We start from the raw sequence: 11,754 nt of genomic DNA on the forward strand, positions 1-11,754 counted from the left end.
GACGAGGACGAACTCGTCGTCGGCCTGTCCGCACCGGCCGGACCCATCGCCGCGTCCGCCGCCTACAAGCAGGCCGAACAGGCCCTGTCGGTGGCCCGGCGGCGCGGGCGCGTCCTCGTCGAGCACGAGCAGATGGCCGCCGGATCCGTGCTGCCGCTGCTCGCCGACGACGCGGTCAGGGCGTTCGCGGACGGGCTGCTGCGCGCCCTGTACGAACACGACGCCACCGGCCGCGGCGACCTCGTCGCCTCCCTGCGCGCCTGGCTCTCCCGGCACGGCCAGTGGGACGCGGCCGCCGCCGACCTCGGCGTCCACCGCCACACCCTGCGCTACCGCATGCGCCGCGTCGAGGAGATCCTCGGCCGCTCCCTGGACGACCCGGACGTCCGCATGGAGCTGTGGCTGGCCCTGAAGGCGACGTCCAGCGACTAGAACCCCGGCACTGGCCATTGCGTAGTGCCGCGCCACCCGACTGCTACGACTCGGACAAACGACCCCGCACGACCCCACCCCTACCGTGGATCCGTAACCCCTGTATTCACCCCCAACGCGGAAGGGCCGGGACTCAGACATGACTTCCACCCACGCCTTCTGGCTCGCCGGCCGCCAGGTCACCGGCGAGGCCGCCTTCGACGTCACCTCCCCGTGGGACGGCCGGGTCGTCGGCTCGGTCAGCGTGCCCTCCGACGCCCAGGTCGAGGAGGCCGTGGCCGCCGCGTACGCCGTGCGGGACGAGTTCGCCGCCACGCCCGCCCACGTCCGTGCCGCCGCCCTCGACCACGTCAGCCGGCGTCTCGTCGAGCGCACCGAGGAGATCGCGCAGCTGATCTCCGCCGAGAACGGCAAGCCGATCAAGTGGGCGCGCGGCGAGGTCGGCCGCGCGGTCTCCGTGTTCCGCTTCGCGGCCGAGGAGGCCCGCCGCTTCAACGGGGGCGAGGCCCAGCGCCTCGACACCGACCTCGGCGGCCAGGGCCGGCTCGCCTTCACCCGCCGCTTCCCCAAGGGCGTCGTGCTGGGCATCGCCCCGTTCAACTTCCCGCTGAACCTGTGCGCCCACAAGATCGCCCCGGCCATCGCCGCCGGCGCGCCGATCATCCTCAAGCCCGCCCCGGCGACCCCGCTGTCCGGCCTCATCCTCGGTGACCTGCTCGCCGAGACCGAGCTGCCCGCCGGGTCCTGGAGCATCCTGCCGGTCCCGAACGACAAGATGCCCGCCCTCGTCCAGGACGAGCGGCTGCCGGTGATCTCCTTCACCGGCTCCGAGCAGGTCGGCTACGCGATCATGGACTCGGTGCCGCGCAAGCACTGCACCCTGGAGCTCGGCGGCAACGGTGCGGCCGTCGTCCTCGCCGACTGGGCGAGCGACGAGGACCTGGACTGGGCGGCGACCCGCATCGCCACCTTCTCCAACTACCAGGGCGGCCAGTCCTGCATCTCCGTGCAGCGCGTGATCGCCGACGCCTCCGTCTACGACCGGCTGCTGCCGCGCATCGTCGCCGCCGTCGAGGCGCAGGTCACCGGTGACCCGAGCGACGACAAGACCGACGTCGGCCCGCTGGTCAGCGAGGACGCCGCCAAGCGCGTCGAGGCGTGGGTGCAGGAGGCCGTCGAGGCCGGTGCCACGCTCCTCACCGGCGGCAAGCGCGACGGCGCCTCCTACGCGCCGACCGTGCTCACCGACGTACCGGCCGATGTGACGATCTCCTGCGAGGAGGTCTTCGGACCCGTCCTCACCGTGCAGAAGGTCGACGGCGAGGCTGCCGCCTTCGACGCGGTCAACGACTCCAAGTACGGCCTCCAGGCGGGCGTCTTCACGCACGACCTGCAGACCGCCTTCCGCGCCCACCGCGCGCTGGAGGTCGGCGGCGTGGTCATCGGCGACGTGCCCTCCTACCGCGCCGACCAGATGCCGTACGGCGGCGCGAAGCAGTCCGGCGTGGGCCGCGAGGGCGTGAAGTTCGCGATGGACGACTACACCTACGAGCGTGTGATGGTCCTGACCGGTCTCGCCCTCTGACGATCCCGGTCGCACCCCGTCCGAAGGGGCCCGGCACCGAGCCTTCCGGTGCCGGGCCCCTTCTTGGTGCCGGCCTGCTTCCGGACCCTCAGCCGGAGAAGCCGGCCCGCGCGAGCCGCACCGGGCCGCGCAGCCCGAGCCGCACGTCGTGCACGCCGGTGACGGCCGGGAGGGACGCGCGGAGCGTGACGTAGGCGTACGGGCCCGGTGTGGGCGTCTCCGGGAACAGCGTGGCGAGCACCGGGCCGCCGTCGAGGGAGAGTTCCACCGCGCCCGAGCCGGAGACCTCGACGGAAACCTCCTGTGTCCCGTCCCCGAAGTCGCAGTCACGAAAGAGCAGTTCGCCCGTCTGACCGGCCCTCGGGGTCACCGCGTCGCCGGACACCTTGCCGCGGTCGGCGATCTCGGTGCCGCACTGCTCGTCGAAGTCGGCGGCGTCCAGGCCCCGTTGGAGGATCCGGCGGGGCTGGGTCGGCTCCCCGTCCAGGGTGATCGTGGTCCGGAGCCGGACGTCCTCGCTGGACGCCCCGGCCAGCAGCTCGTACGGGCCCGGCTCCACCCGCCACCGGCCCACCCGGACGTCCCAGAACGCGAAGGCGGGCAGCGGGAGTTCGAAGGACAGCTCGGTCCGCTCGCCGGGCGCGAGCGTCACGCGCCGGTGCCCCACCAGCTCGCGGCGCGGACGCGGGACCGACGGGTCGACGGCGCGGGTGTAGAGCTGGGCCACCTCGTCGGCGGTGACGGCACCGGTGTTGGTCACCGAGAAGGAGACGTGCACCGACTCGCCGGTGATCCGCGCCGTCAACTCCCCGTAGGAGAAGGCCGCGTACGACAGGCCGTGCCCGAAGGGGAACAGCGGCGTGCCGTCGAAGTACAGGTAGGTCTGGCGGGAGCCGATGACGTCGTAGTCGAGCAGCCCCGGCAGGTCCGCGTCGTCGGCGTACCAGGTCTGCGGGAGGCGGCCCGCGGGGGACACGTCACCGGCGAGCACCCGGGCCAGCGCGGTGCCCGCGGCCTGGCCGCCGTGGGCGGTCCACAGCACCGCCGGGAGGGGCGCCGGGTCCACGGCGTAGGGATACGCGGAGACCAGGACCAGCACCGTGTTCGGGTTGGCGGCGCGGGCCGCGCGCAGCAGCAGTTCCTGCTGGGCGGGCAGGCGCAGCGTCGTACGGTCCTCGGTCTCGCGCCCGTTGATGTGCGGGTCGTTGCCCGCGACCACCACGACCACGTCCGCGCGGGCCGCCACCCGGGCCACCGCGTCCTCGCCGCGCTCGGCGACGACCAGCTCGAAGACCTCGCGATCCTCTTCCCCCGGGGCGGCAACCTTCACGCCGTCGGCGGCGACCCGCACATGGCGTCCTGTCCCCACGTGCCTGAGGAGGTGACCGTTCTCGTGCGGTTCGAGGCGGAACGTCTCCTGCACGATCCAGCCGCCCGGCTGGTCGGCGGAGGCCCGCAGGTAGCCGTCCTCGGCGACGGAGAGGTAGCGGCCGTCGGGTGCGCGCAGGGTCAGCACGCCGTCGCCCCAGTCGACCAGGGCCAGCTCGGTGCCGGCCGGGGCGGCGGTGAGCGGGGGCAGGTCGGTGCGGCCCCCGAGCAGCGCCGGATCGAGGGCGCCCTCGGCGCCCCGCACCGTGTCGGGGGCCTCGGGCGCGGGCGGGACGTGCAGGAAGGCACCGGAGGCGGTCCTCAGCAGGACGCGGTCCACGCCCTCCGCGAACTCCACGCGCTCGGCGCCGAAGCGCTCGTAGAGGCCCTCCAGCGGAGTGGAGCGGTGGAGGAGCGTGCCGCTGTACCAGTCGAGCTTGCACTCGTCGGCGAGCAGCCCGACGACGGCGATGCGCGTGTCCGGGGCGAGGGGCAGCACGTCGTCGTTCTTCAGCAGCACGACCGCCTGCTCTGCGGCCTCCCGGGCGAGCGCCCGGTGCTCCGGAGCGTCGAACGCGCCCGCGTCCTCGTACCCGTCGAACTCGCCGAGCCGGAACCGCACCGAGAGCTGGCGCCGGACGGCCGTGTCGATGTCGGCCTCGGACAACAGGCCCTGCTCCAGAGCGCGTTCGACCCGCCCCACGATCTTCGAGCTGTCCGTGCCGTGGTCGGTGAAGCTGTCGACGCCCGCCTTCAGGGCCGCCGCGGTGGCCTCCTCTTGGGTGTCGAAGTAGTGCTCGGAGTCGACCAGGTTGGACGGCGCGCCCGCGTCCGAGCAGACCAGCAGCTCCTCCTCGGTCCAGGTGCGCAGGTGTGCGCGCAGATACGGCGAGACGTGGTTGGGGCGGCCGTTGACCAGGTTGTACGCCGGCATCACCCCGGCCACCGCGCCCGCCCGGACGGTGTCGCGGAAGGCGCGCAGGTCGTACTCGTGCAGCACCCGGGGCCGGACGGAGCTGGAGGAGGTGTCGCGGCCGGTCTCGTTGTTGTGGGCCAGCCAGTGCTTGAGCACCGGGGCCGTGCGCCAGTAGACGGGGTGGTCGCCGCGCAGGCCGCGGGTGTAGGCGGTGGCGATCGCCGAGGTGAGGGCCGGGTCCTCCGCGTAGCCCTCCTCGTTGCGGCCCCACAGCGGGTGGCGCAGCAGATTGACGGTCGGGGCCCACACGTTCAGGCCGACCCGCTCGTCCCGGGCGCGCATCGCGCGGATCTCCCGGGACACCGCCTCGCCGACCCGGCGCACCAGCTCCGGGTTCCAGGTGGCGCCCAGGCCCAGCGCCTGCGGGAACACCGTTGCCGGGCCCATCCAGGCGACGCCGTGCAGCGCCTCCTGGCCGGTGCGGAAGGCGCCGATGCCCAGGCGCTCGACGGCGGGCGCGAACTGGTGCAGAAAGGCCGTCTTCTCGTCGAGGGTGAGCCGCGGCAGCAGGTCGTCGATGCGCTTCGCCAACGGCAGCCGCGGATCGCGGAAAGGCGGCGTAGGCGGCGGGTGTGCGGTCACGTGATCGTCCCCTCGGGATGGAGCGCGGGAGGCGCTTTCGAAGCGCTTCGATGCTGCTGCGGTGCGGGGTCGAGTGTCAAGGGATCCTGCCGTGAGGGAGCGGGAGTGCTGCGTGGACTCCTTACGGTTCACGCCTGCCGGGCGACCGTGAGCCCTGTCAGGAATCTTGGAAGCGACCCTTGTGCGCCCCTGGGTGTTCACTTAACCTCGCAGCAACATCGAAGCGCTTCGACACATTCACGCAATCGCCGCCGACGGCCACCGCCGGGTGTCCTGGTGCGCCATGAAGGGTTGACGCAATGACGCCGAACGCCGCCCCCACCTCCTCCCGGCCCAGCCGGAGAAGCTTCCTCGCCTCCACGGCGGTCGCCACCGCGGCGGTGGCCGGAGGGATGCCGCTGCTCGCCGCGTGCGGCGGCGGGCAGGAGGGCCGCAAGGAGGGCACCACCTCGGGCAAGGACGCCGAGAAGCTCCTCCCGGCGTTCGTGGCGTCGAACGTCGTCACCCCGGACATCCCCGCCAAGAACGGCTCGGCGGCCGGCTTCACCAAGGCGATCCCGACGGCCCAACTGAAGACCTCCGTCCCCAAGCCGCTCGGCAGCGGCGGCCGGCTGACGATCATGTCCCCGTTCTGGGGCACCCCGCCCAAGGGCGACAACCCGTACTACACGGCGATGAACAAGGCCGTCGGCGTCCAGGTCACCTGGCAGAACCAGGACGGCGTCACCTACGACCAGAAGCTCGGCGCGATCCTCGCCTCCAGCGACATCCCCGACGTCGTGGTCGTCCCCGGCTGGAACCTGATGGGCCGCATACCCAGCGCCATCAACGCCAAGTTCGCCGACCTCGGCCCCTACCTCTCCGGCGACAAGGTCAAGGACTACCCGAACCTCGCCGCCGTGCCCACCGAGGCCTGGCAGCGCGGCATCTTCGGCGGGCAGCTCCGCGCGATCCCCATGCCCGCCTCCTACGTCACCGACATCGCGCCGCTGTACCGCAAGGACCTGTTCGCCAAGGAGGGCTACAGCGTTCCCGGGAGCCCCGACGAGTTCCTCGCCTGGGCCAAGGAGGCCACGAGCGCCAGGTCCAAGCGCTGGGCCTGCGACGACATGAAGTGGACGGCGTTCAACATCTTCGGCGTCCTGTCCGGCAGCGACAAGGCGCTGTGGTGGAACCTCCAGGACGGCAAGCTGATCAACCGCGTCGAGACCGAGCAGTACCTCGAGGCCCTGGAGTGGACCCGCAAGCTCTACGCCGCCAAGGTGGTCCACCCCGACGCGGTCCAGGGCAAGGCGGGCGGCGACGCGGGCAACCGCTTCACCGCGGGCGAGGTGCTTGTCTACAACCAGAACATCTCCGACTGGTGGGGCAAGACCGCCGAACAGCGCACCCAGAACCCCGACTTCGAGATGGCCGCCTTCGACATCTTCGGCCCCGACGGCGGCGACCCCACCCTGTGGGCGGTGCAGCCGGCGAACATCTTCACCTTCGTGTCGAAGAAGGCGTCGAAGCAGCAGATCAAGGACTTCCTCGCACTGTGCGACTTCTGCGCCGCGCCCTACGGCACCAAGGAGTTCATGCTCACCGCCTACGGCGTCGAGGGCACGGACTACGAGATCAAGGACGGCCTGCCGGTCAAGACCCAGCAGGGCGTCAACGAGGTCAACGGCGCCTACGACTACACCGGCAACCCCGCCCCCTACATCGCCTATCCCGACTTCCCGGACGTCACCCGGGCCATGGTCGAGTGGCAGCAGCGCATGGGCGCCTTCACCAAGAAGTCCTCCTTCTTCGGCCTGACCGTCACCGAGCCCAACCGCTGGTCCAACCTCGCCGACGACTTCGAGCAGCTCGAGGACGACGTGGTGCGCGGCCGCAAGAAGATCAGCGACGTCCAGCAGGCCGTGTCCGACTGGAAGAGCAAGGGCGGCGACGCACTGCGCGACTGGTACCGGAAGCTGCTCGACGACAACGGCTCGGCGAACTGACCCGGGGCCGAGGCTGACGCAAGGAGAAGGCCGTGTCGCACAGCACGGTGCCTCGGGGGACGTCCGAGGCGCAGCACACCGCGAAGATCCCGGAGCAGTCCGGTGAACCGCCGCTGGAGAAAGGGCGGAAGCGGGCCGGACGGCTGAACTGGAGACTCAGATTCCGGCGCGACCGCACGCTGATCCTGATGACGGTGCCGGCCCTGCTGCTGGTCCTGGTCTTCAACTACATCCCGATCCTCGGCAATGTGGTCGCCTTCCAGGACTACGACCCTTACCTCAGCGAGAACGGCTTCGTCGCCATCCTGGAGAGCCCCTGGACCGGCTTCGACCAGTTCGAGCGGATCTTCGCCGACTCGGCCTTCTGGCACGCGGTGGAGAACACCTTCGTGCTGTTCTTCCTGCAACTCGTGCTGTACTTCCCCATCCCGATCCTGCTCGCGCTGCTCATCAACAGCGTGGTCAGGCCCCGGGTACGGGCGGTCGCGCAGGCGATCATGTACCTCCCGCACTTCTTCTCCTGGGTCCTCGTCGTCACCGTCTTCCTGCAGATCTTCGGCGGCGCGGGCATCATCGCGCAGACCCTCCGGCAGCACGGCTACGAGGGCTTCGACCTGATGACCGACCCGGAGGTCTTCAAGTACCTGGTGACGGCACAGACCGTCTGGAAGGACGCCGGCTGGGGGATCATCGTCTTCCTCGCCGCGCTGTCGTCGGTGTCCCACGACCTGTACGAGGCCGCGGCCATGGACGGCGCCGGGCGCTGGCGGCGCATGTGGCACATCACCCTGCCGGCGCTGCGCCCGGTGATCGCGCTGCTGCTGGTGCTGCGGGTCGGCGACGCGCTCACCGTCGGATTCGAGCAACTGCTGCTGCAACGGCAGGCGGTGGGCGTCGAGGCGTCGGAGGTCCTCGACACCTATGTGTGGTGGAACGGCATCCGCAACCAGGACTTCAGCTACGCGGCCGCCGCGGGGCTCATCAAGGGCGTGGTCGGCCTGGCGCTGGTGCTGACCGCGAACAAGGTGGCCCATCTCATGGGCGAGCAGGGGGTGTACAAGAAATGACGGCGGTGAAGCAGCCGAGCCGCTGGGCGGCGCCTCCCCGGCCCGTCTGGGAGGAGGAGCCGTCCAAGGCGGGGCAGGCGGGCAAGGGTCTTGCTCTGGGGCTGGCGTGTCTGGCCATTCTGTTTCCGCTGTGGATCGTGATCGTCACGAGCCTCCAGACGAAGAAGACGATCGACGAGGCCGGGGGGCTCGTCGTCATCCCGGAGAGCTTCACCCTGGTCGCCTACCAGGAGCTGCTGAGCGGCGGGCAGGTGCAGCGGGCGGCGCTGGTCAGTGTGGGCGTGACGGTCGTCGGCACGGTGTTCAGCATGGCCGTGTCCGTGCTGTGCGCGTACGGGCTGTCGCGCAGCGGGTCGCTGGGGCACCGGTGGATTCTGATGACCCTGCTGGCGACGATGTTCTTCGGGGCGGGGCTCATTCCCACGTATCTGTTGGTGCAGGCGCTGGGGCTGACCGACACCTATGCGGCGCTGATTCTGCCGAGTGCGGTGAGTGTGTTCAATATTCTGGTGCTGCGGGCGTTCTTCATGAATATCTCGCAGGAGCTGATCGACAGTGCGCGGATTGACGGGGCAGGGGACTGGCGGATTCTGTTCCGGATCGTGATGCCGCTTTCGCGGGCTGTGCTGGCGGTGATCGCGTTGTTCTATGCGGTGGGGTATTGGAGTGCATGGTTCAATGCGTCCATTTATCTGACGGATCAGGACATGATGCCGCTGCAGAACGTGATGATTCAGCTGGTGCAGAAGCAGGAGCGGCCGGTGGGGTTGTCCGCGCAGATCAATACGGGGCAGTTGTCGCCGTTGGCCATTCAGATGGCTGTGATGGTGTTGGCGTTGTTGCCGGTGGCTGCGTTGTCGCCGTTTGTGCAGAAGCATTTCAAGAAGGGGATGCTTACGGGGGCCGTCAAAGGTTGAATTTCGGCTGCGGGTTTCGTCGTGGCTGGTCGCGCAGTTCCCCGCGCCCCTAGGTAGGTTTCTCCGCTCCCTGTTGACGAGGTGGCTGTCATGTTCGCATCACCCTTGAGTCGGCGTGCCGTTCTTGCCGGAACCGCCGCCGCCGCGCTTGCCGTCGGTGTTGCTCTGCCGGCCCGTGCTGCCCAGTCCCGCTCCTACCGCTGGCGGAACGTCGTCATCGGTGGGACCGGGTTCATCACCGGCGTTCTTTTCCACCCTTCCGTGCGCGGGCTTGCCTACGCCCGTACCGATATCGGCGGTGCCTACCGGTGGGACGACCGGAGAGCGCGGTGGGTGCCGCTGCTCGATCACATCGGGTGGGACGACTGGAATCTGCTCGGGGTCGAAGCCATGGCCGTCGATGCCGCTCATCCTGACCGGGTCTACCTCGCCGTCGGGACGTACAGCCAGCCCTGGGCCGGGAACGGGGCCGTGCTGCGGTCCGAGGACCGGGGGGCCAGCTGGCGGCGTACGGATCTCGGCGTCAAGCTCGGGGCCAACGAGGACGGGCGCGGGACGGGGGAGCGGCTGCTCGTCGATCCTCGCGACAGTGACACCCTGTGGCTCGGCACCCGGCACGACGGTCTGCTCAAGTCGGCCGACCGGGGGACTACTTGGGCGCCTGTCGAAGGCTTCCCGGTGACCCCCTCCGCCACCGGCCAGGGCATCACCCTGCTCGTCGCCGCCGGGCGAGCCGTCTACGCCGGCTGGGGGGACGGGGGCTCCGCCAGCCTGTACCGGACCCTCGACGGCAGCACCTGGGGGGCCGTCCCCGGGCAGCCCTCCGGTGCCGCCGCCCGCGTGCCCATCCGTGCCGCCTACGACCGGCACACCCGTGAGCTGTACGTGACCTACGCCGACGCGCCCGGGCCCAACGGGCAGACCGACGGCAGCGTGCACAAGCTGGACACGCGCGACGGCAGGTGGACCGAGGTCACTCCCGTCGCCCCGGACGGCTCCGCCGACACCTTCGGCTACGGGGGAGTCGCCGTGGACGCCCGGCGTCCCGGCACCGTCGTCGTCTCCACCAACAACCGCTGGGCGGCGGTCGACACCCTGTACCGGTCCACCGACGGCGGGCGCAGCTGGCGGTCGCTGAAGGACTCCGCCGTGCTCGACGTCTCCGAGACGCCGTACCTCAAGTGGGGCGAGAAGCAACCCAAGTTCGGCTGGTGGATCCAGGCGCTCGCCGTCGACCCGTACGACTCCCGGCACGTCGTCTACGGCACCGGCGCCACCCTCTACGGCACCCGGGACCTCACGCACTGGGCCCCGCAGATCCGCGGGCTGGAGGAGACGTCCGTGCGCCAGCTGATCTCGCCGCCCGCCGGCCCGGCACACCTGATCAGCGGCTGCGGCGACATCGGCGTGCTCTACCACGACCGCCTCACCGCCTCCCCCTCGCGCGGCATGGCCACCAACCCCGTCTTCGGCACCGCCACCGGGCTCGCCCAGGCCGCCCGCAGACCCGCCTACGTCGTCCGGGCCGGCTGGGGCGACCACGGCAACGGGGCCTGGTCCGAGGACGGCGGACGCACCTGGGCGCCCTTCGCCGCGCAGCCCGCGCTCGCCAAGGACGCGCCGGGACCCATCGCCACCAACGCCGACGGCACCGCGCTGCTGTGGTCCTTCGTGCACGGGGACGGCACCAAGCACCCCGCCCACCGCTCCGCCGACAACGGCGGCACCTGGTCCGAGGTCCCCACCTTCCCCAAGGGCGCCATGCCGGTCGCCGACCCCGTGGACCCGACGCTTCTGTACGCCTACGACACCGACACGGGAACCCTGTTCGCCAGCACCGACAGCGGCCGTACCTTCACCGCGCGGGCGACCGGACTGCCCTCCGGGGACAGCCAGTTCAAGGTGGTCGCCGCGCCCGGACGGTCCGGTGACCTGTGGCTGAGTGCCAAGTGGAACGGGCTGTACCGGTCGACCGACGGGGGCGGGAGCTTCACCAAGGTCGAGAGCTGCTGGGCCTCCTACACCCTCGGCTTCGGCAAGGCCGCCGACGGGGCCTCGTACCCGGCGATCTACCAGGTCGGCTCCACCGAGGCGATCACCGCCGTCTACCGTTCCGACGACGAGGCGAAGAGCTGGGTGCGGATCAACGACGACGCCCACCAGTGGGGCTGGATCGGCGAGACCATCACCGGTGATCCGCGCGTGTACGGGCGCGTCTACCTCGCCACCAATGGGCGGGGGATCCAGTACGGGGAGCCCGTCTGATGCCCCGTCTCGGCGATGTCACGCGCGGGCGCCTCCTCTACGGCGGTGACTACAACCCGGAACAGTGGCCCGAGGAGACCTGGCAGGAGGACGTCCGGCTGATGAGGGAGGCCGGGGTCAACTCCGTCACCCTCGGCGTCTTCTCCTGGGCGCGGCTCGAACCCCGGCCGGGGGAGCGGGACTTCGGCTGGCTGGACCGGGTGATGGACCTGATGCACGAATCCGGAATCGGCGTCGTCCTCGCCACCCCGACCGCCTCCCCGCCGCCCTGGCTGGGCCACCTCCACCCCGACACCCTGCCCCGGGACGAGGACGGCCGCGTCGAGTGGTGGGGCGGCCGGCAGCACTTCTCCCACTCCAGCGCCACCTACCGCCGCCACGCCGCCGCCCTCACCGAGGACCTGGCCGCCCACTACGCCACCCACCCGGCCCTCACCATGTGGCACATCAACAACGAGTACTGCACCTACGACTGGGGCGACGAGGCCGCCACCCGCTTCAGGCGCTGGCTCCAGCAGAAGTACGGCACCCTCGACGCACTCAACACCGCCTGGGGCACCGCCTTCTGGAGCCA

Annotated in this window: 8 protein-coding genes; 7 read left to right on the forward strand and 1 reads right to left on the reverse strand. The window is 70.8% G+C overall.

The window, feature by feature from the left end; translation table 11 throughout:
- The coding region (locus N4P33_RS25580; protein WP_260829101.1) for a CdaR family transcriptional regulator at window positions 1-432 on the forward strand (432 nt) is incomplete at its 5' end.
- A gap of 139 nt (window positions 433-571) precedes the next feature.
- Window positions 572-2,017, forward strand: coding sequence for an aldehyde dehydrogenase family protein (locus N4P33_RS25585; protein ID WP_260829102.1), 1,446 nt, complete (start codon window positions 572-574; stop codon window positions 2,015-2,017).
- A gap of 88 nt (window positions 2,018-2,105) precedes the next feature.
- On the opposite strand, the gene N4P33_RS25590 is transcribed toward N4P33_RS25585, so the two are convergent.
- Window positions 2,106-4,943: a glycoside hydrolase family 3 C-terminal domain-containing protein gene (locus N4P33_RS25590; RefSeq protein WP_260829103.1), complete on the reverse strand. Its 2,838-nt coding sequence runs from the start codon at window positions 4,941-4,943 to the stop codon at window positions 2,106-2,108.
- A gap of 299 nt (window positions 4,944-5,242) precedes the next feature.
- On the opposite strand from N4P33_RS25590, the gene N4P33_RS25595 reads away from it, so the two are divergent.
- From N4P33_RS25595 to N4P33_RS25615, 5 genes are all read left to right on the forward strand, one after another.
- Window positions 5,243-6,931 carry an extracellular solute-binding protein gene (locus tag N4P33_RS25595; protein WP_260829104.1) on the forward strand — a complete coding sequence of 563 codons (1,689 nt, stop codon included), beginning with the start codon at window positions 5,243-5,245 and terminating at the stop codon, window positions 6,929-6,931.
- 32 nt (window positions 6,932-6,963) lie between these two features.
- A complete protein-coding gene (locus tag N4P33_RS25600; RefSeq protein WP_260829105.1) occupies window positions 6,964-7,998 on the forward strand; it encodes a sugar ABC transporter permease in 1,035 nt (344 codons plus the stop codon).
- Window positions 7,995-8,915, forward strand: a complete 921-nt coding sequence (locus N4P33_RS25605) for a carbohydrate ABC transporter permease (protein ID WP_260829106.1) — start codon at window positions 7,995-7,997, stop codon at window positions 8,913-8,915. The genes N4P33_RS25600 and N4P33_RS25605 overlap by 4 nt, the downstream gene beginning before the upstream one ends.
- A 90-nt stretch (window positions 8,916-9,005) precedes the next feature.
- Complete coding sequence (locus N4P33_RS25610; RefSeq protein WP_260829107.1) at window positions 9,006-11,180, forward strand: exo-alpha-sialidase; 2,175 nt, start codon at window positions 9,006-9,008, stop codon at window positions 11,178-11,180.
- Window positions 11,180-11,754: beta-galactosidase (locus N4P33_RS25615; RefSeq protein WP_260829108.1), on the forward strand; the 575-nt coding region annotated here is incomplete at its 3' end. The genes N4P33_RS25610 and N4P33_RS25615, both read left to right, overlap by 1 nt.

Source organism: Streptomyces sp. 15-116A (assembly GCF_025290915.1).
Classification (GTDB): Bacteria; Actinomycetota; Actinomycetes; order Streptomycetales; family Streptomycetaceae; genus Streptomyces.

Bases quoted from the DNA above. Each gene is read 5' to 3' on its own strand.
- N4P33_RS25585 (WP_260829102.1), top strand. From the start codon at position 572: ATGACTTCCACCCACGCCTTCTGGCTCGCCGGCCGCCAGGTCACCGGC.
- N4P33_RS25595 (WP_260829104.1), top strand. From the start codon at position 5,243: ATGACGCCGAACGCCGCCCCCACCTCCTCCCGGCCCAGCCGGAGAAGC.
- N4P33_RS25605 (WP_260829106.1), top strand. From the start codon at position 7,995: ATGACGGCGGTGAAGCAGCCGAGCCGCTGGGCGGCGCCTCCCCGGCCC.
- N4P33_RS25610 (WP_260829107.1), top strand. From the start codon at position 9,006: ATGTTCGCATCACCCTTGAGTCGGCGTGCCGTTCTTGCCGGAACCGCC.